Annotated in this window: 18 protein-coding genes; 2 read left to right on the top strand and 16 right to left on the bottom strand. The window is 48.2% G+C overall.

The window, feature by feature from the left end; genetic code table 11:
* Positions 1 to 9: 9 nt before the first annotated feature.
* Entirely contained in the window at positions 10 to 2,157 is a 2,148-nt protein-coding gene (locus H6859_02840; GenBank protein USO06149.1) for a ComEC family competence protein, read from the bottom strand.
* A gap of 71 nt (positions 2,158 to 2,228) precedes the next feature.
* Between H6859_02840 and H6859_02835 the strand changes: the two genes are divergently transcribed.
* The gene (locus tag H6859_02835) at positions 2,229 to 3,638 is read left to right on the top strand and encodes a glutamate--tRNA ligase (protein ID USO06148.1); all 1,410 of its coding nucleotides are present in this window, start codon (positions 2,229 to 2,231) and stop codon (positions 3,636 to 3,638) included.
* 95 nt (positions 3,639 to 3,733) lie between these two features.
* Positions 3,734 to 5,044 (top strand): citrate synthase, encoded by a 1,311-nt coding sequence (locus H6859_02830; GenBank protein ID USO06147.1) that lies wholly within the window; start codon positions 3,734 to 3,736, stop codon positions 5,042 to 5,044.
* 11 nt (positions 5,045 to 5,055) lie between these two features.
* Here H6859_02830 and lpxB read toward each other — a convergent pair whose 3' ends face one another.
* The 15 genes from lpxB to rpsB form a co-directional block, all read right to left on the bottom strand.
* Entirely contained in the window at positions 5,056 to 6,213 is a 1,158-nt protein-coding gene (gene lpxB, locus H6859_02825) for a lipid-A-disaccharide synthase (GenBank protein ID USO06146.1), read from the bottom strand.
* Positions 6,214 to 6,225: 12 nt separating this feature from the next.
* Complete coding sequence (gene lpxI, locus H6859_02820; protein USO06145.1) at positions 6,226 to 7,071, bottom strand: UDP-2,3-diacylglucosamine diphosphatase LpxI; 846 nt, start codon at positions 7,069 to 7,071, stop codon at positions 6,226 to 6,228.
* Positions 7,044 to 7,847: an acyl-ACP--UDP-N-acetylglucosamine O-acyltransferase gene (gene lpxA, locus H6859_02815; GenBank protein USO06144.1), complete on the bottom strand. Its 804-nt coding sequence runs from the start codon at positions 7,845 to 7,847 to the stop codon at positions 7,044 to 7,046. Before lpxA ends, lpxI begins: the two co-directional genes overlap by 28 nt.
* 90 nt (positions 7,848 to 7,937) lie before the next feature.
* The gene (fabZ, locus tag H6859_02810; protein USO06143.1) at positions 7,938 to 8,387 is read right to left on the bottom strand and encodes a 3-hydroxyacyl-ACP dehydratase FabZ; all 450 of its coding nucleotides are present in this window, start codon (positions 8,385 to 8,387) and stop codon (positions 7,938 to 7,940) included.
* Positions 8,388 to 8,417: 30 nt separating this feature from the next.
* Positions 8,418 to 9,440, bottom strand: coding sequence for a UDP-3-O-(3-hydroxymyristoyl)glucosamine N-acyltransferase (gene lpxD, locus H6859_02805; GenBank protein USO06142.1), 1,023 nt, complete (start codon positions 9,438 to 9,440; stop codon positions 8,418 to 8,420).
* Positions 9,440 to 9,877 (bottom strand): OmpH family outer membrane protein, encoded by a 438-nt coding sequence (locus H6859_02800; protein ID USO06141.1) that lies wholly within the window; start codon positions 9,875 to 9,877, stop codon positions 9,440 to 9,442. The genes lpxD and H6859_02800 overlap by 1 nt, the downstream gene beginning before the upstream one ends.
* 156 nt (positions 9,878 to 10,033) lie before the next feature.
* Complete coding sequence (gene bamA / locus H6859_02795; protein ID USO06140.1) at positions 10,034 to 12,301, bottom strand: outer membrane protein assembly factor BamA; 2,268 nt, start codon at positions 12,299 to 12,301, stop codon at positions 10,034 to 10,036.
* 180 nt (positions 12,302 to 12,481) lie between these two features.
* Positions 12,482 to 13,864, bottom strand: coding sequence for an RIP metalloprotease RseP (gene rseP / locus H6859_02790; protein USO06139.1), 1,383 nt, complete (start codon positions 13,862 to 13,864; stop codon positions 12,482 to 12,484).
* Between the two features lies 1 nt (position 13,865).
* Positions 13,866 to 15,053 carry a 1-deoxy-D-xylulose-5-phosphate reductoisomerase gene (locus H6859_02785; GenBank protein ID USO06138.1) on the bottom strand — a complete coding sequence of 396 codons (1,188 nt, stop codon included), beginning with the start codon at positions 15,051 to 15,053 and terminating at the stop codon, positions 13,866 to 13,868.
* 9 nt (positions 15,054 to 15,062) lie between these two features.
* Positions 15,063 to 15,749, bottom strand: coding sequence for a phosphatidate cytidylyltransferase (locus H6859_02780; GenBank protein ID USO06137.1), 687 nt, complete (start codon positions 15,747 to 15,749; stop codon positions 15,063 to 15,065).
* 5 nt (positions 15,750 to 15,754) lie between these two features.
* Entirely contained in the window at positions 15,755 to 16,483 is a 729-nt protein-coding gene (locus H6859_02775; GenBank protein USO06136.1) for an isoprenyl transferase, read from the bottom strand.
* Between the two features lie 16 nt (positions 16,484 to 16,499).
* Entirely contained in the window at positions 16,500 to 17,042 is a 543-nt protein-coding gene (gene frr / locus H6859_02770; protein ID USO06135.1) for a ribosome recycling factor, read from the bottom strand.
* Between the two features lie 22 nt (positions 17,043 to 17,064).
* On the bottom strand, positions 17,065 to 17,775 hold the full coding sequence (locus H6859_02765) for a UMP kinase (GenBank protein USO06672.1): 711 nt from the start codon (positions 17,773 to 17,775) through the stop codon (positions 17,065 to 17,067).
* Between the two features lie 124 nt (positions 17,776 to 17,899).
* The gene (locus H6859_02760; GenBank protein ID USO06134.1) at positions 17,900 to 18,817 is read right to left on the bottom strand and encodes an elongation factor Ts; all 918 of its coding nucleotides are present in this window, start codon (positions 18,815 to 18,817) and stop codon (positions 17,900 to 17,902) included.
* Positions 18,818 to 18,869: 52 nt separating this feature from the next.
* Entirely contained in the window at positions 18,870 to 19,799 is a 930-nt protein-coding gene (gene rpsB, locus H6859_02755; GenBank protein USO06133.1) for a 30S ribosomal protein S2, read from the bottom strand.
* Positions 19,800 to 19,929 lie beyond the last annotated feature (130 nt).

Genomic DNA, 19,929 nt, shown 5'->3' with positions numbered 1-19,929 from the left:
TACAATGATCTATAGCCATTCCTGCTGAAACCGTGCCACCCATGGCCTTTGACCACGCCGATCCTCGACCGCGACAATCTCCGGTGCATCGCCCTCGCGCAACGTAATCGCATGTGCTCCGCCACGCCATGTCGTAAACCGGTCAATAACCCGCGCCCCCTCACATTTCGGCAACGGATCAGGCGCAATAATCACATCCGCCCACAAACATTCCTCCTCAAACCCTTGCGCATCATACAAAAAAGCAACACGGCTGCCTGCCCGCTCCAACCGGCAGCCAGCCTCTGCACAATACAGATTCCCGTTTTGCCCCTCTTTCGGCCATTTTTGCGCTTTTTGCTTCTGCAATCCAAATCCTTGCGCCCACTGCTCCCGCACAAACCGCTCTTTTTGCAGATCCGAATACAACAATGACCCGTTATCCTGACGGATCGCCATTAATTTAGAATTTGAAGAAATTAGTATATCTGGTTGTTCTACATATAAAATCTCGATAATACACAAAACAAACGCTATCGCCGCAATGATCCGCAAACGCCCCTTCAGCAAAACCAGCATAACAAAGCCTGCGCTAAACAATGCCAACGCAAAACCACCCCATACCCTGCCATGCAAAACCGCATGATCCAAACCCGAAACAAAATGCGCAACATCCAGAATCAAACCTATTCCCCATCCCATAACACTGAGCGCAATCCCTTCCATCCCAAACGGCATCAACAAAAAGTGTAAAACCGCAAACGGCATCACCACAAAAGCCAAAATCGGCATCGCCAGAATATTAGCCGGCAAGCCATAGACAGCCAATTGTTGAAAATGATACAGCGCGAACCCCGCCGTCGCCAACGTCGCAACCACACTCGTAACCGAAACACCAAGCACATACAGCCCCGCACGGCGTATCCATCCAGCCTTGCGATATAAAGCCGACCAGAACGGACGAATGGCGCTATAAAACGCCACCAATCCGGCCACCGCACCAAACGACATCTGAAAACTCGCCGACAGCAAACTTTCCGGCGCAATCAACAAAATGACAATCGCGGCAAAAGCCACAAGACGCATCGAGATCGGGCTACGATCGAGTAAAATAGCCGCAAATACCACTCCCGTCATCAACACAGCCCGCTGGGTCGGCACCCCTGCTCCGGCCAAAAACATATAGCAAACCGCTGCAAACATCGCACACAGCGCCGCATATTTCTTAATGGGATAACGCAGCGCCAAACGGGGGCTAAGCGCCAACCCAAAACGCACAACAAAAAACACAAACCCAAAAAACAGCCCGATATGCAGCCCCGAAATCGCTAACATATGCGCCAACCCCGCCCAGCGCATTGCCTCCTGATCACTTTCAGTAATCGCCGTGTGCTGCCCCACCAAAAGCGCCGCCGCAACGCCGCCATTTTCACCGTTCTTTTGTATGGCGTTCAAAGCAATCCGCGCGCGCAGAGCTTGAAGCCTCGCAACCAATCCACCGCTTCCCCTCTCCTCAACGCGGCGCGGAGTACCATAGGCAAACCCGACCGCGCCAATGCCTTTGAAAAACATATAACGTTGAAAATCAAACCCTCCCGGAAGCACCGGCGATGAAGGCGGATTAAGCCCTGCCAGCACTTCAATATGCGCACCAACGCTTAACCCCTCACCATTCCTGAAGCTAATCCGCACTCGCCTCGGCGTTTCGTCCTCAGCTAATTTCTCAATACGTACAGCACCCAAAACAGCACGCGTGCTTTTTTCATTCGGAAAATATTCAAGAGATTCGACCGTTCCAGACACCTGCACCGGTGCCATTTTTTTCTGCAAAATCGGGGTATAAACACTCTGCGTACGGTAAGCCGCAGCGCTAAATCCACACGCACCACACAACAAAGCCAAACAGACGAAACGTAAAATTTCAAAAGGACGCACAAAGCGGTAGAATCCTAACAGCGCAAATACCGTTGCTACCCCCAACAAAGCCGGCGGCTCATACTCCAACATAAAATAAACAATGATCCCACAGCCTATACACACAGGCCCCCACAAAAACGCTTCGCTGCGCTGCACCGCAATCGCCGTGAGCAATCCATGTCCCGCCGCCCTGATATCCGGGCATATCGAGCAGCCTTTCACTATCCGCGGAAACGGGTTCAATGAACGAATCTCTTGCATGAGCCCCCAATGCGCTTTAAGACCATAATTCGGTTTTAAAGAAAAACACTCAGCATACAAGCATATTCATCATGAGCATCGTCACTCGTTTTCCGCCTTCTCCCACCGGTTTCATGCATATCGGCACTGCCCGCACCGCGCTATTTAACTGGCTCTACGCCCGTAAAAATGGCGGCAAAATGCTGTTTCGCATTGAAGACACAGACCGCGCCCGCCACAATGAAGAAGCGGTCGTTGCCTTGATTAACGCCATGAAATGGCTGGAGTTGGACTGGGATGGAGAAATCGTTTCTCAATACGAACAAAAAAACCGTCATATAGAGATCGCTGAAGAGCTGCTGGACAAAGGCCTGGCCTATCGCTGTTACTGCAGCCAGGATGAACTCGAAGAAATGCGAAAAAAGGCCCGCGAAGACGGCAAACCAACTTTTTATGACCGAAGATGGCGCGATAAAGGCCATGAAGATGCCCCCAAAGGCATAGAGCCGACCATTCGCATCAAAGCCCCCCGTGAAGGTAAATCAACCATTCAGGACCACGTACAGGGCGAAGTGACTGTCAATAATACACAACTGGACGATTTCATTATCCTGCGCGCAGATGGCACTCCGACCTATATGCTTTCTGTGGTTGTAGACGATCATGATATGGGCGTTACACATGTCATTCGCGGCGACGACCACCTCAACAACACCTTCCGCCAGAACGTCATTTACGATGTCCTGGGTTGGGAAAAGCCGCAATACGCTCACCTGCCGCTAATCCTCGGACCCGATGGCACCAAAATGTCCAAACGCCACGGCGCTGCAAGTGTAGAGGAATACCGTGAAATGGGCTACCTGCCTGAAGCCATGCGCAATTACCTGCTACGGCTGGGCTGGAGCCATGGCGATGATGAAATTATCTCAGATACGCAGGCCCTCGAATGGTTCAATCTTGACCATATCGGCAAAGCTGCTGCCCGCTTTGACTTTGATAAGCTCGAAAGCCTCAATGCCCATTACATCAATGAATCCGACCCACAACGTCTTATAGAGCTTTGCATGCCTTTTTATAAACAACGTCACAACATCGATCCTGATGCGCAAGCGCAGATGCGGATCATGCAAAGCGCAGATGAATTAAAGTCTCGTGCCAAGACACTACTCCAATTCACTGATGAATCAGCATTTTATGCCAAAACTGCTCCGTTTGATTATGACGAAAAAGCCGGCGCGTTATTGGGTCAGGACAATCTCGACGTGCTTCAAGCGCTCAAAACCACCCTCGAATCATTAAGCGATTTCACATCCGAGAATATTCAATCCGCCATCAAAACCATCGCCGCTGATCTGCGCGAGAGCAAAATGGGCAAAGTCGCCATGCCGCTGCGCGCCGCACTGACAGGCACCACCGTTTCGCCATCAATTTTCCATGCTACTGAAATTCTTGGAAAAACCGAAACATGCGCGCGCATTCAAAACGCGATTGATCGGGCTTGATCAATCGCAAAACTTCTCTACAATAATGCCCAGTTGCACAACCGCAAATTCTGCCTATTCTATTTTCAATACAATCAAACAATATGGGGATCCCAATGGGTAAAGAACCTGAAAGCCAAAATACATTCACACTAACCAATGATGAGACGGGCGAAAGCTATAAGCTACCGGTACTTGATGGTTCAACGGGACCGAGTGTGATCGATGTGCGCAAACTTTATGCCGAAACAGGTCACTTCACCTATGACCCCGGATTCACCTCAACCGGAAGCTGCGAATCTCGCCTGACATTTATCGATGGTGAAAAAGGCATTCTCATGCATCGCGGCTACAGCATCGAGGATCTGGCCGAACACAGCAGCTACCTTGAAGTCTGCCACGCTCTGCTTTACGGCGACCTCCCTAATAAAAAAGAAATGGAAGAATTTGAACGCACCATCACCCATCACACGATGGTGCATGAACAGATCAACTATTTCTATCGCGGATTTCGCCGTGATGCCCACCCGATGGCCATTATGTGCGGCACTGTCGGAGCACTCTCGGCTTTCTACCACGACTCTCTGGATATTTGGGACCCCGAACAACGTAAAATCTCCGCTCACCGCCTCATTGCAAAAATTCCAACATTGGCGGCAATGACCTACAAATACAATGTTGGCCAGCCCTTCATGTATCCGCGCAACGACCTCAGCTATGCCGAAAACTTTCTCTATATGTGCTTTGGTCTTCCAGCAGAACCCTATAAAATCAATCCGCTTTTAGCCGACGCGATGAACAAAATTTTAATTTTGCACGCTGACCACGAACAAAACGCTTCCACCTCAACCGTGCGCCTGGCCGGATCATCCCAAGCCAATCCCTTTACCTGTATCTCTTCCGGTATTGCCTCGCTGTGGGGACCCGCGCATGGCGGTGCAAATCAGGCTGTGCTTGAAATGCTCGACCAAATCGGCGACAAGAAAAATATCCCTGAATTTATCGAACGAGCCAAGGACAAAGACGATCCATTCCGCCTCATGGGCTTTGGCCACCGCGTTTACAAAAACTTCGACCCGCGCGCAGGCGTTCTCAAAAAATCATGCGATGATATCCTTGCCGACCTAGGAGTTCAGGACCCGCGTCTTGAACTGGCTATGGAACTTGAGCGCATCGCTCTGGAAGATGATTACTTCGTCAGCCGCAAACTCTTCCCTAATGTCGATTTCTATTCTGGAATTATCCTCAAGGCTATGGGATTTCCAACCTCAATGTTTACCGTGCTGTTCGCCGTCGCCAGAACCGTTGGCTGGATTGCACAATGGAAAGAAATGATCGAGGAGCCAACATTGCGCATCGGTCGCCCGCGCCAGCTTTACACCGGCCCGGTAGCCCGTCCTTACGTACCGATGGATAAACGGAAATAAAAAAACCGGGATCACGCAGCCATGCGCAAAACATAGGCGGCAGCTCTTTCGCTCGGCGTTTCACCAGCCCCAAGTTGCAATTTTTCATGCAACCGGGCAAACGCCTGCTTTTGCTTTACTTGCTCTTCCGGATAGCGCAACAGCCGCATCATCGCGCGCGTAAGCTTGCCGGCGCTGCATTTCGTCTGCAAATATTCCGGCACGACCTCTTCATTCAGCAAAATATTAGCCAAATGAGCATATTTAGTCTTCACAACAAGTTTCAAAATCAATGCCGTCAGCGGATGCGCCTTATAACCGATAATATGCGGCACGCCTAAATAAGACAGCTCAAGCGCAACCGTTCCCGATGCCGCCAACGCCACATCACACGATGCCAACGCATCCCATTTAAAATTCTGATCTTTAACAACGTTGCAAGGAACATCAATACCGCTCAATAAATTTGTAACGTTATATTCAAGCGACGGCAATGTAGGCGCAATCAATTGTAAATTTTCATATTGCTCATGTAATGCGCCAATAGTCTCCAAAAATGGTTTTGACAACGAACTCAATTCGCGTTCCCGGCTACCAAAAAGCACCCCCAAGCACAACGCGCCATCTTGGATATGAAGATCTTCTCGAAAACCTTTCGGATCCAGAGCCGCCGTATCAACCTCGATCAAAGGATGCCCTACATAAGCCGCATCAAGCCCATGCTCTGTAAAATATGCAGGCTCAAATGGAAACAAGCACATCAAACCGTCAAAATACCCGGCAATCTTCTTTGCCCGCCCAGGCCGCCATGCCCAAACACTTGGCGCGACATAATGAACAATTTTACCTTTAAAAATGCCCCGTTTTTTCAAACGCTGCGCCACCTCAAAATTAAAATCCGGCAAATCAATCGTAACAACAACATCAGGCGCACATTTTTCAATTTCCTCAACAGTGCCTTGAATAAGCCTGAGCAGCCTCGGAAGCTGCCAAACCACCTCCCAAAGCCCCATCACACAAAGATCATCCATAGGAAGAAGACTCTTAAACCCTTGCCCCTCCATCAATGGGCCACCAATCCCTGAAAACTTGACCAAATCTCCTTCGCGCTTTTTCAAACCCCGCATAAGCGAGGCTCCAAGAGAATCTCCGGAAGCCTCTCCCGCGATAAAAAATACAGACTTATTCATCTATCAAACTCCTTAAAGACTAATCCCTATAACAAACACGCCTGCACTATCAGCTTTTTCGCGCACATCATCAATTTGACTAATAAAACTCTTCCCCGCATGCACGGCCAAACCACTAAAACCAGATTGAATAATATTATCTACAGTGTGTGGACCAATCGTCGGTAAATCAAGATCCTGATCTTGCGTATCTTTACAAAGCTTCACAAGAACTGCACCATGTCCTTTCCGTTTCAGATCACCACAGCGCCGGATTAAACCGTCCGTCCCTTCCGCTCCCTCAATGCCCAGAACATGACCATTTTGCACTACTGCCGCCTGCCCAACATCCTGCCTGCTCAATGCTTTAAGAACCTCAATTCCACGTGCAATATCACGCCGCTGCGCCGCATGGGGCTTTATACGCCCAATAACACCTTCCGGTGCCAAAAGCTCCGGTATAAATTCTTGCGCCCCATGCAATGTAAACCCTTCGCCTTCCAAAAACCGCCGTAAGGCCCGCAACAAGCTATCATCCCCAAGACTCTTCCAGCCCTCTTTGGCAAAAAACTCAACAGTTTTAAAATCAGGCTTCAACTCACTCAAGGATGGCCTGCGAATAGAACCCAGCATCACCAAATCACGAATGCCGGATTTGCGCAGCGTACGTATAACCTTACGGGTAGCGCCCAAATGCACCCAGATATGGTCCAGCCCGTCAGGAGTCTCCGGATCAGTTTGACCTTCAAATGCAACAATGAACGGTTCAATACCCCTATCTTGACACGCAGCAATCAACATTCGTGGCAACGCACCGCCACCTGCAATAATTCCAATACGGGACAAACCCTCTAGGCATTTTTCTTCGGCGGCTGACATAATGGAAACTTGTCCTTGCCCTTGGCAAATTCAATAATTTTCGTAACAGTTTCATTGCCGGAGTAATTTTCACTCACGCTTTCGATGCGTTGATCCATGGTCCCTTCATCACCAAAAAGCTGATTATAGGCTCGCTGCAAATGACGAATATCTTCTTTTTGAAACCCTCGGCGCTCAAGGCCAATCAGGTTCAGTCCGTGCAAATGCGCCCGCTCACCCTTGACCCGACCATATGGAATTACATCATTTTCTACGCCCGACATGCCGCCAATAATAGCATGATCACCAATACGCACAAACTGATGCACAGCCGCCAAGCCGCCGATAATTACAAAATCACCAACCTGTACGTGCCCACCCAATGTTGCATTGTTCGCCATAATCACATGATTACCCACCTGGCAATCATGCGCCACATGTGTGCTCATCATGAATAGGTTATTATTACCAACACGCGTCACCATCCCCCCATCCGCAGTGCCGGGATTCATTGTCGTATGTTCGCGGATTGTATTGTTTTGACCAATAATGAGCCGGGACTTCTCACCGGCATATTTCAAATCCTGTGGTGCGGCCCCCAAAGACACAAACGGATAAATCGTACAACCTGCGCCAATTTCTGTGCATCCATCAATCACGACATGCGATTTCAACTCCACATCTGCGCCCAAAGAAACATCCGGACCAATCACGCAATATGGACCGATCTTGACACCATCGGCCAACACAGCCTTTTCATCAATAATGGCACTAGGGTGAATTTGGGGCGCACTCATACTCTAACCTTTTTTCAAAATACTAGGCTCAGAAAGACGTTTGCACAAATCACGGATTGTTGCACTGCGTTACAAATTAAAGAAGAAAAACTAGGCCGATTCTTTATCGGTGATCATCGCGCTAAATGTTGCCTCCGCACAGATTTTGCCTTCAACGCTCGCTGTGCCCTTAAATTTCCAGACATGAGCGCGCGATTGCAACTTTTCAACATGTATATGTAAGGAATCACCAGGCGTTACCGGCCGGCGGAAACGCGCATTATCAATCGTCATAAAATAAACAACTTTGCCTTCCGCCTGCGCGCCCAAAGCTTCCACAACAACGATCGCCGCTGTCTGCGCCATCGCCTCAACAATCAAAACCCCCGGCATAACAGGATACCCCGGGAAATGCCCCATAAAATGCGGCTCATTCATCGTCACATTTTTAAGGCTTGTTGCACTCTCACCAGGCATCAATTCAAGAACCCTATCCACCAGTAAAATAGGATAACGGTGCGGAATCATCTCCATAATACGATTTATATCAATTGTGCTCATGATCTGATTAATCCTATAAGTCTACCAAAATTATCCTTTATTCTTTTTAATCAAACGTTTCAGTAAAGCAACCTGTTTCATATTATCGCGAATAGGCATCGCCGGAGACCCCATATATTCTTCTCCAGCTGGCACGTTGCGCATAACACCAGATTGCGCAGCGATACGCGCACCACTGCCAATGTGCAAATGCCCGGTCACACCAGCCTGGCCACCGATCACGACAAAGTCTTCAATTACCGTTGAACCAGAAATCCCTACCTGCGCAACAATCACGCATCCCCGTCCAATTCTAACGTTATGACCGATCTGCACCAGATTATCTATCCATGTACCTTGCCCAATTATAGTATCAGGCCCTGCCCCACGATCAATCGTCGTATTCGCGCCAATTTCGACATGATCCTCAATAATCACCCGGCCCAATTGAGGAACTTTGACATGTCCTTTAGGATCAATAGCAAACCCAAAACCATCTTGCCCCACACGTACGCCCGGATACAGCCGCGTATAATCACCAATATGACAATGCGAAAGCGTCGCATTCGAACCAATGCGACAATATGCGCCAATACGTACATTGTCACCAATAACGCTATTCGCCTCGATCCAGCTTGCCTCTCCGATTTCAACACCCGCGCCAACCACTACGCCCGGCCCGATTGTACATTCACCACCAATACGCGCAGAAGGATCAATATACGCCTGCTCTGATATCTCACCATTCGGCTTGGCATCAGGGTAAAATGCCTGCGCCGCCAACGCATAAGCCTTATAAGGGTGCACATTAAGCAACAAACAGACATTTCGAGGGGCTAGCTCCGTTACAGATGGATGCACAAAACATGCCCCGGCCCTGGTTGTCAAAAACTGGTCTTTATATTTTACATTATCAAGAAAACTCAAATCATCCGGCCCGGCTATATCCAGCGGCGCTACATCGCTCAAAACGCGTTCAGGCGCCGCTCCAGCCCCGAGTTCAGAACCCGTCAGTTCCACAAGCTCCCGCAAGCTAAAATCCTTGGATTTTACAAAAAACCGAGAGTCCGCCACTATTCGACCTCCTCAATTTTCAAAGGCACTTCCTTCAAATTTTTATTAATTATCTCAAGCGTCTCTTTGGTAATATCAAGCGACTTCTCACCCGCAATGACATTTTTATTAGAAATAACCAACTCAAATCCCCGCTCATTGGCAATCTCTTGCACAACAACGTAAAGCTCTTCGCGCAACACATTCATAGCCACATTGGAAGCCTCTTCCAAGGCTCTCTTCTTTTGTTGAGCGTCTTTACGCAGTTCAAGGAGATTAGCCTCATAAACCTGACGAAGTTTCAAATAATCTTCTTGTGAAATCTTACCGCGCTGATCAAGAATTTTTTTTTCTTCCGCCCGCAAAGCCTGCTCAGTCTTGGAAATATCAGCTAAAAACGCCTCCCGCACACTCTGCCGCTGCGCCTGAATATTCTGAGCCGCTTGTGATTTACTCAAAATATAAGCAACATCAACAACACCGATAGACCCTGCGGCCTGCGAGCACACAGGCCATATAAAAACACTAAAAAAACTTAAGAACAGACAAAATAAACGCATGATACCCACTTCATAGCTATAACAAAATTATAACGCCTTGCATGAGTATCAGATTTAAAAGCGTGTGCCAAAGTTAAATCTGAAATGCTCTTCTTGGTCAAAGTCTTCCTTGGAAACCGGCACAGCAAAGTCAGCGCGCACAGGCCCGAATGGAGAGCGCCACGACAACCCCAATCCCAAGCTTGCCCGTAAACTGGCCTCATCTTGAATTTCCGGACCGTTATCATCCAACTCTGTCAATGTCCCGACATCGCCAAATGCATGCCCTGAAATACCAAGCTCACTCGGCAAACCAATCGGGAAAGAGCTTTCCAGCGTTCCACGATAAAAGACCTGACCGCCAAGAGCATCACCAGTCGTCCGGTCACGCGGCCCGACGCCTGCGCTTTCAAAACCGCGAAGCGTACTGCCACCCAGATAATAGCGTTCATTGATCTGAACATCCGTATCGCTATACCCTTCAATAATCCCGGTTTCAGCCATAGCATTCAAAACCACCTGATCAAACACCGGATAGTAATAAGACACGCCCGTTTTCCCTGAAACATACTTGGCATCACCGCCCAAACCGGCCACTTCCGCATTCAACCAGTACAACAATCCCTCCGTCGGAAAGACCGTGCTATCGCGGCTATCATAGGTCAAACGCTGCGACAGCGCAGACGTATCCCGCGTCCCTTCCTGACCACGAATAAAGCGAGAGGCATCACTTTGCACATCGGTAATCTCGTTACGCTCCATACGATAGTTCAAACCCTGACGCCAACGCTCAGAAAGTGGGTAGCCCATATGCACCCCGCCACCAGTACGGCGCTGATCATACGAACTTTCATCTTGGTAATCCCGTGTCATATGAAAGGCACTAAAGCCCGCAGACAGATCCCGATCAAGAAAATACGGCTCCGTAAAACTGACATCAAATTCAGTGCGTTTTCCTGCGACAACAGTTGCCAGTGACAAATCCTGTCCCTTGCCAAGCAAGTTGCGCTCGCGAATACGGAAATCCGCCAAAGGCCCGTCATTCGTCGAAAACCCGGCCCCGATAGAAAGTTCCCCAGTTGATTTTTCACTTACCTCAACCTCAACGACAGTTTTATCGAGCGCAGAACCAGGCTTTGTAGTAACCTCAGCCGTTTCAAAGAAATCCAGATTACGGATATTCTGCTCAGATTTTGCCAATTTTGATTTGTTGAACGGATCTCCCTCAACCAGTTCAAATTCACGACGTACAACCTTATCGAGCGTACGCATATTACCGTTCACCTCAATGCGCTCAATAAAAACTCGCGGCGTTTCATCAATATTGAACACCAGATCAACGGTATTCTCTTCGCGGTTACGTTGCACATCCGGACGTACATTCACAAATGCATATTGGCGATCTCCCAAAGCATCGGTCAAATTATCAACGCTTTCCTGAACATAATCGGCATTATACCATTCACCGGTTTTGATATTGATTTCAGGACGCAAAACGGCAGGCTCAAAATTACGCAATTGAGAATTAATAGAAACTTTACCCACGCGATAACGCTTCCCTTCTTCAACCGTAAAGGTCATAAAAAAACGGTCCCGCTCATCCGAAAGCTCGGACACGGCAGAAAGAATACGAAAGTCTGCATAACCATGCGCAAGATAAAAACGACGAAGCAACTCTTGATCATATGCCATCCGGTCTGGATCATATCGATCATCTGAGGAAATAAAGCGATACCAGGCAGATTCTTTCGTGCTGATTTCACTACGCAAACGATCATCATCAAAACGCTTGTTACCAACAAAACGAATAGATTCCACCTTGGTGACATCACCTTCCTGGATTTCAAATACCAAATTAACACGGTTTTGATCCAGCTTAATTACTTTTGGCTCTATCCGAACAGAAAAACGCCCTGAGCGGCGGTAAATTTGATAAAGACGCGAAACATCAGATTGTACACGCGTACGGGTAAAAACCTGCCGTGGACGCATCTGAATCTCAGCCAGAAGCGCAGAATCCTCAATTTTGTCATTACCTTCAAAAGCAATTTGATTGATAACCGGATTTTCAAGCACATCCACAACCAAAGCACTGCCCTTCTGGGCCAATGTCACATCAGCAAAAAGCCCTGTTGCAAACAGGCTCTTAAGGCCTGCATCAAGCATCTCACGCGTCATGGGGTCCCCGACCTTAATATCCATATAAGACTGGATAGTTTCCGGCTCAATTCGCTCTGCCCCCTGAATATGAATTTCACGTATCAAGGTCTGCGCATATGCACTCAAAGGCATAATCACAGTCAAAACCAAAATTCCAATGAACAATCTGTCTATCAGTCGCATGGGAGATCACCATCAATAAATAATAAATAAAAAACAAAAACGAGAAAGAAATGCCTCCCCGAAAGTACGTTCATTTTTATCGGGTTAAGCGCAAAAAGACAACAGCCTTATTATGCTGATTCTTTTACACAAAAACCAGCCCTTAAGACAAAACTATCCCTAGAAGGTTAAGTCATGTACCTAGAGCAAAAGCTGCATAATATCGTTAAGGTTGGCAAATACCATCACTCCAATCAGAAAAGCAAACCCGATGCGAAACGCATATTCTTGGATTCTTTCTGGAATTGGACGTCCCAAGGCTGCTTCAAATGCATAAAACATTAAATGCCCACCATCAAGCATCGGAATAGGAAACAAATTAATCAGCCCCAGATTAATCGACAGTAAAGCTGTAAACATAATAAGTGCAATAACACCTTGTTTGGCCATATCGCCAGCTAGGGCGCCGATACGGATTACCCCGCCAAGCTCTGCGGCACTGCGACTACCAGTAACCATTTGTCCCAAAGCCTCAAGTGTACCGCGGGTAATCACCCAGCATTGCTTAATAGCTTCAAACGCTGATTTATGAATCGGATACTGAATAAAAGTGTTTGCATCTACATTCGACAAAAACAAAAAGCCGTATTCCTCAGCCTTAGCTGTATTAATAAATTCATTAAACTCCGGCAAAGGCTTAACGAGCAACGCCTGCTTGGACTGTCCGTTTTCAATTTCAATTTTAAAGCTTTTCCCCATGCGCTTAATCAAGGCCTCGCGCACCGCAGCTTCATCATCATAACTACGTCCGTCAATAACTTTAACATTTTTAATCTGAACAGCATGACGCGGGCTAATTAACCCCAAAAGCCCCCGGCTATGCTTAAAACCAAATCGGTCTTCCTGCGTCTGTTTCTCCGGCGAAGCCATAATATCAATCAACTCGCCATCGCGCTCAACGACAAAATGCTTTTCCAAATCCAACGCAATCATCATCTCCCGGCGAATATCTTCAAACGTATCAATAGACTTTCCATCAACGGAAATAATCCTGTCATGCGGTAAAAAACCGTTTTTCTCTGCGCTCGACCCACCAATCACCGCCGCCGCCACGGGCGGAGTCACCGGCTGACCATTAAATGTAAACAACGCAGCCATGATAAGAATCGCAAAAATATAATTAATCGCCGGCCCTGCAATCACAACCGCCGCACGCTTCCATACAGATTGCGCAAAAAATGCCTGCGTCTTTTCTTCCTCGGTAAAAGGACGGATTTCACCCTGTTCATCCTCTGCGCCTTCCGCATGCCCAGCACTGGCAGGATCAACATCACCAAACAGCTTCACATATCCGCCAAGCGGAATCATGGAAACCTTCCAGCGTGTACCGTTTTTATCGTCAAAGCCCAAAAGCTCTTTTCCAAAGCCAATTGAAAAAGTCTCCACCCGAATGCCGCACATCCGCGCGACAATGTAATGACCCCATTCATGAACAAAGACAAGGATACTCAAGACAAGGATAAAAGCCCCGCCATAAAACCAAACATTACCACCAAGCATTTGGAAAATTTCGAAAAAGTTCATATTAAACAGCTTTCACTTTCATCATCGAAGGCAAGAGTTCGTCCTTGATATAGGTCGAAATACGCACACGAACAACCTCATCCGCCTTTTCAACGGAATCAATCGTATTCAAACTTATATCAGGCTCTTGGCCTAATGCGAACTCTATAGTGCGCAAAATATCAGGAAAAGTAATTTTACCGGCCAAAAACGCCGCCACCGCCACTTCATTCGCCGCATTCAACGTAAGACAAGCCATCGGCCCCTTTTCCAAACATTCATAAGCCAGCCGCAACGCCGGAAAACGCTCCAAATCGGGCGTCTCAAAATTGAGCTGTGACATTTTAGCCAAATCAAGCCGCTGCCCGGGCGTGTTCATCCTTCCGGGCCAGGCCAAAGCATAAGCAATCGGCGTACGCATATCGCTCGCACCCATTTGCGTCAGAATAGACCCATCAGCATATTCAACCATCGAATGCACCACCGATTGTGGATGAACCAACACATCAATTTGCTCTGCGGGCATATCAAACAGCACATACGCCTCAATCACCTCTAAAGCTTTATTCATCATGCTGGCACTATCCACCGAGATTTTTGCGCCCATATCCCAGTTTGGATGCACCACTGCTTGCTCAGGAGTCGCCTTTTCAATCTCTTCAAGACTCCACGTACGAAACGGCCCGCCCGAAGCGGTTAGAATAATCCGCTGAATATTTGCACGCTGCGCCGGATCAAAGACCTGAAACACTGCATTATGCTCGCTGTCGATCGGCAAAATTCGTGTATTATATTTTTCCGCCGCCGCTTTCACCAAAGCTCCTGCTGCCACAAGCGGCTCCTTATTCGCAATCGCCACAACCTTTGAATTTTTAATTGCATGCATCAAGGGCCTAAGCCCTGCCATGCCTGAAATCGCCGCAATACTAAGATCAGTATCGGCCTGCACCGCTTGTTCCAAGGCCTCCGGTCCGCTCAACACAGCAACGCCCTGCCCCTCCAAAGCATCGCGTAAAACAGCCTCGTGCAACGGATCGGCAATAATCGCCCGGCGCGCCTGAAGCCGCACAGCCGCCGCCGCCAACCCTTGAGCATCTTCGTTCGCCGTAACCGTGCAGACCTCAAAGCGCTGCGGCGCAGAAGCAATCACATCGGCGCAACTCTGTCCAATCGAACCGGTTACCCCAAGGATTGAAACACGTTTTTTCAATGTCTCGGCCTATAGATTAAAGGAGAAAAAGGAAGTTAACACAAAAAACACCGGCGCCGCCAATAACAGGGAATCAATCCGGTCAAGCAACCCACCATGCCCGGGAATTAAAGCTCCCGTATCTTTTACACCCGCCTTACGCTTCATAAAAGAGATCAGCAAATCGCCCCCTTGCGCAACAATGGCAATCATAACGCCGACAAAAAACATAAAAATCAATGCTACCCACGAGAACACCGCCTCAAAGCTAAAGGCAATCACTCCCAGATAATACAGTACCGCTGCCAGTCCGGCAGAATCACACGCTCCGCCCAGCCCTGCCCAGGTCTTATTCGGACTAATCAGCGGCGCCAGCTTCGCTCCACCAAAATACTTGCCCGCAAAATAAGCCCCAATATCTGCTGACCAGACCATAACGACAAACAAGATCGCTGCGTTCAAAGATTGCTCCTCGCGAATAACAATACAGCACAAAAAACCAACTGCGAGATAAACCAGCCCCCATAAAACATGCAGCGCAGTATCATCGATTTTGCGCACCATAGAAACCCACTCATAAGCGGAGATAACAAACAACAGTGCGATCATGATATAAAATGGAATTCCTCCCCATATAACGGCAAAAAGAACAACCGGGATAAGGACAGCAGCCGAAATAGCGCGTTCTTGCAGGGCTTTAAGGTTAAAACGGCCCATTTCCATCACACCTCAATCTGCGTTACCGCACCAAAGCGCCGATCTCGCCTTGCATAAACAGCCAAAGCATCTTCCAAAGTACCTTTGTCAAAATCCGGCCACAGCGTATCGGTAAACACCAATTCGCTATAAGCGCTTTGCCACAGTAAAAAATTGCTGATGCGCTGCTCGCCGCTGGTACGGATCAACAAATCAGGATCGGGAATACCTTCTGTCATCAAAAAACCGGGGAACTGGGCCTCAACAGTTTCAAAGGACAGCTTTTGCCCCAAATGCGCATTGTGCAACCGCTGCGCCGCATGCAAAATATCATTACGCCCGCCATAATTGAGCGCCATCACCACCGTAATAGCGCTATTATCTTCAGTGAGTTTTTCGGCATGTTCAATCATCCGTACAATATCATCGTCAAGCGCGTGACGATCGCCTATAACCCTCAGCTGCGCACCATTCTTATGCAATTCCGCCATTTCTGAACGCAAATAATAGCGCAGCAGATTCATCAAATCCTTAATCTCACCATCAGGCCGACTCCAGTTCTCGGAAGAAAACCCGAACAACGTCAAATATTTTATGCCCAGATCCATTGCCGCCTTCACAACCCGGCGTGCACTTTCTGCACCCTGCTTGTGCCCGGCGCTGCGCGGCAAGCCCCGTGCCCGTGCCCAACGGCCATTACCATCCATGATAATAGCAACGTGCTTTGGTATTTTTATTTCAGTATCTTGAGGCATATTCTTAAACTAAAACTTAAACCGTCATAATGTCTTTTTCTTTATCCGCAAGCATCGTATCAATCTTCTTGATTGCTTCGTCGGTGAGTTTCTGCACTTCATCCTGCAACCGCTTTTCCTCATCTTCTGGAAGATCGTCCTTCTTCACCGCATCCATACCGTCCTTACGCACATTACGTACAGAAATCCGTGTATTTTCAGCATATTTACCAGCAATCTTAGTCAGTTCACTGCGGCGTTCTTCATTAAGATCAGGAATTGGAATGCGTATATTGTTACCCTCAGGCATGGGATTTAAGCCCAATCCGCCATCGCGAATAGCCTTTTCCACCGCCTTCACATTACCGCCATCCCAAACCTGCACACTCAACATACGCGGCTCAGGCACACTCACAGTGCCAAGCTGATTAAGCGGCATTTTAGAGCCGTAAACCTCTACCACCACAGGATCAAGCAAATTTACCGACGCACGGCCAGTACGCAATCCACCAAACTCTTTGGCCAAATTATCGATTGCACCATCCATCCGGCGCTTAATTTCGTTTTTATTATAAGACATGACAATAATCCCTTTGTTATTCTTAATTAGTAACGATTGTGAACGTGCCTTCAGAAGCCACAGCTTTGGCAAAATTGCCCTTCTCCTTCACAGAAAACACGATAATCGGAATATTATTCTCCCGCGCCAGAGAAATCGCCGTTGCATCCATAACCTTCAAATCCTTGGTCAACACCTCCATAAAATTAATATGCGCATAATGCTCCGCCGTCGGATCCTTCTCAGGGTCTGCAGAATAAACCCCGTCAACTTTAGTACCTTTAAAAATCGCATCGCAGTTCATTTCCGTCGCACGCAACGCCCCGGCAGTATCGGTTGTAAAATAAGGATTACCTGTCCCGGCAGCAAAAATAACCACCCGCCCCTTTTCCATGTGACGCACCGCGCGGCGACGAATATAAGGCTCGCAGATTGAATCCATGCGAATAGCAGATTGCACACGCGTCTGCACTCCAAGATTTTCTAGGGCATTTTGCAGCGCCAAGGCATTAATAACGATCCCCAGCATTCCCATATAATCAGCCGTCGTCCGGTCCATTCCTTCGGCTGCACCGGCAACTCCTCGAAAAATATTACCCGCGCCGACCACAACACAAACTTCAATGCTTTTATCAACAACCTCTTTAATATCCTCGGCAACCCGCTTAACAGTCTCCGAATCCAGCCCATACTCCCCCTCGCCCATCAGAACTTCCCCCGACATCTTAAGCATGATCCGCTTATAGTCTTTCATGTTATCTTTGGCGGTTTGAGCATTCATGAGCTTAGGTCCTAATTTTTGCAAAACTGTTCCAATGTAATAACAGCCGCATGCTTTTGCAACGCGGCTGTCATAAAATATTAAATTTTCTCGCTTATTAGCCGTTCGCAGCTTTTGCAACTTCTGCAGCGAAATCTTCTTCTTCTTTCTCGATACCTTCACCGAGTTGAAAACGGGAAAATGCTGTCAGAGTAATTTTAGAGCCAGCCTCTTTTGCCGCATTCGCAATCACGTCGGCAATTTTGGTTTCACCATCAATCACTGATTTCTGGTCCAGCAAACAAATCTCTTCGAAATATTTGCGCATGCGCCCTTCAACCATCTTCTCTGCAATTTCCTGAGGTTTGCCTTCAGCCATAGCCTGTTCAACCAAAAACGCGCGCTCTTTTTCCATCTCAGCCGTATCCACGGAATTACGGTCCAGATATTTCGGAAACGCGGCGGCAACATGCATCGCAACCTGCTTGCCAAGCGGCTCAAGCACATCAGCAGACGCATCTGATTCCAGAGCCACCAACACACCAATCTTACCCAACCCCTCAGCCAAAGCACCATGCACATAAGACACGATCGCGCCATTGCTAACTTCCAGCTTCTCCGAACGGCGCAGCGCCATGTTTTCACCAATCTTGGCAATCAGATCCGTCAGAGCGTCTTTCACAGACTTACCGCCGAAATCCGATGCCGCCAAAGCCTCGACATTTTCAACATCAAGCGCTTTTTCAGCCACTTTTTTAACAAAAGCCTGAAACTCTTCATTCCGGCTTACGAAATCGGTTTCAGCATTAAGCTCAATCACCGCACCTTTTGTACCATCGGTTACAACAGCGACCAAACCTTCCGCCGCTGTGCGAGAAGATTTCTTATCGGCCTTCGCCATCCCTTTTTTACGAAGCTCTTCCATAGCCGCTTCCATGTCGCCACCGGCTTCGGTCAGAGCCTTTTTGGCATCCATCATGCCGGCACCGGTTTTCTCACGGAGTTCCTTTACTTTTGCAGCAGTAATCTCAGACATCTTAACGTCCTTCCTTTGTATATTCAGATTTAAAGTATTATCTCAAAAAAGATTAAGCAGAAGCTTGCTTCTTGGCTTTTTCTTCCGCCTCTGCTTCATTAGCAGGCTCATCAGCCTTGACCACTTCAGCTTTAGAGTCTTTTTTCAGCGCAGGCTTCTTTTTCTTTTCCGCATCCAGCTTAGCTTGCTCGCCCGGTGTCAAAGCCTCAGGCTCTTTATCCTTAACCTTTTTCGGCAATTTAACCTGAACGTCCTCAGCAGCGCCCGGATCCTTGCCACCAGAAGCCAATTCGGCCTGAAGACCATCCAAAACTGCATCCGCAATCAAATCACAATAAAGATCAATCGCGCGCAAAGCATCGTCATTGCCTGGAATAATGTAATCCACCCCGGCAGGATCCGCATTGGTATCCACAACGCCAAACACAGGAATGCCAAGCTTATTGGCTTCTTTAACCGCGATGTCTTCCATCGTCACATCCAAAATGAACAAGGCATCAGGCTGCCCGCCCATATCCTTAATTCCGCCCAAAGACAACTCCAGCTTGTCACGCTCGCGCGTCAACATCAAAATCTCTTTCTTGGTACGTCCTGCACGCTGCTCATTGCTACCAAGAATATCCTGCACTTCACGCAGACGGTTGATAGAACCGGTAATCGTCTGCCAGTTGGTCATCATTCCGCCGAGCCAACGGTGGTTCACATAGAACTGCCCACAACGCTTTGCGCTCTCGGCAATTTTGTCGCGCGCCTGACGCTTTGTACCCACAAACAAAACGCGTCCCCCGTTCGCAACAATGTCACGAACAGCTTTCAACGCTTCATTCAGCAAAGGGGTCGTCTGTTGAAGATCGATAATATGAACGCCATTACGAACACCAAAGATATATTGGCGCATTTTTGGGTTCCAGCGGCGTGTGTGGTGACCAAAGTGAACGCCAGCTTCGAGCAGTTGACGCATGGTAAATTCAGGCATAGCCATAGCGATAGTCCTTTCTAGTTCCAGTTATTTCCTCTGCAGGCCTTGGTAAAAGCTGTCATTCCGAACGAGCAAAGCGAGGAGGGATTCCCCTCGGCACCCTGAGATTTCTCGGACAAGCCTCAAAATGACA

The organism is Rhodospirillales bacterium (assembly GCA_023898785.1).
In the GTDB taxonomy this organism is placed as follows: domain Bacteria; phylum Pseudomonadota; class Alphaproteobacteria; order Micavibrionales; family Micavibrionaceae; genus TMED27.
Note: the sequence above shows the minus strand (reverse complement) of the source record. Positions and strands in the feature narration are given on the sequence as shown.

What these genes read in the sequence shown, in the direction of transcription:
- H6859_02840 (USO06149.1), bottom strand. Translation starts at nt 2,157, where the DNA reads ATGCAAGAGATTCGTTCATTGAACCCGTTTCCGCGGATAGTGAAAGGC.
- H6859_02835 (USO06148.1), top strand. Translation starts at nt 2,229, where the DNA reads ATGAGCATCGTCACTCGTTTTCCGCCTTCTCCCACCGGTTTCATGCAT.
- H6859_02830 (USO06147.1), top strand. Translation starts at nt 3,734, where the DNA reads ATGGGTAAAGAACCTGAAAGCCAAAATACATTCACACTAACCAATGAT.
- lpxB (USO06146.1), bottom strand. Translation starts at nt 6,213, where the DNA reads ATGAATAAGTCTGTATTTTTTATCGCGGGAGAGGCTTCCGGAGATTCT.
- lpxI (USO06145.1), bottom strand. Translation starts at nt 7,071, where the DNA reads ATGTCAGCCGCCGAAGAAAAATGCCTAGAGGGTTTGTCCCGTATTGGA.
- lpxA (USO06144.1), bottom strand. Translation starts at nt 7,847, where the DNA reads ATGAGTGCGCCCCAAATTCACCCTAGTGCCATTATTGATGAAAAGGCT.
- fabZ (USO06143.1), bottom strand. Translation starts at nt 8,387, where the DNA reads ATGAGCACAATTGATATAAATCGTATTATGGAGATGATTCCGCACCGT.
- bamA (USO06140.1), bottom strand. Translation starts at nt 12,301, where the DNA reads ATGCGACTGATAGACAGATTGTTCATTGGAATTTTGGTTTTGACTGTG.
- rseP (USO06139.1), bottom strand. Translation starts at nt 13,864, where the DNA reads ATGAACTTTTTCGAAATTTTCCAAATGCTTGGTGGTAATGTTTGGTTT.
- H6859_02780 (USO06137.1), bottom strand. Translation starts at nt 15,749, where the DNA reads ATGGGCCGTTTTAACCTTAAAGCCCTGCAAGAACGCGCTATTTCGGCT.
- H6859_02775 (USO06136.1), bottom strand. Translation starts at nt 16,483, where the DNA reads ATGCCTCAAGATACTGAAATAAAAATACCAAAGCACGTTGCTATTATC.
- frr (USO06135.1), bottom strand. Translation starts at nt 17,042, where the DNA reads ATGTCTTATAATAAAAACGAAATTAAGCGCCGGATGGATGGTGCAATC.
- H6859_02765 (USO06672.1), bottom strand. Translation starts at nt 17,775, where the DNA reads ATGAAAGACTATAAGCGGATCATGCTTAAGATGTCGGGGGAAGTTCTG.
- H6859_02760 (USO06134.1), bottom strand. Translation starts at nt 18,817, where the DNA reads ATGTCTGAGATTACTGCTGCAAAAGTAAAGGAACTCCGTGAGAAAACC.
- rpsB (USO06133.1), bottom strand. Translation starts at nt 19,799, where the DNA reads ATGGCTATGCCTGAATTTACCATGCGTCAACTGCTCGAAGCTGGCGTT.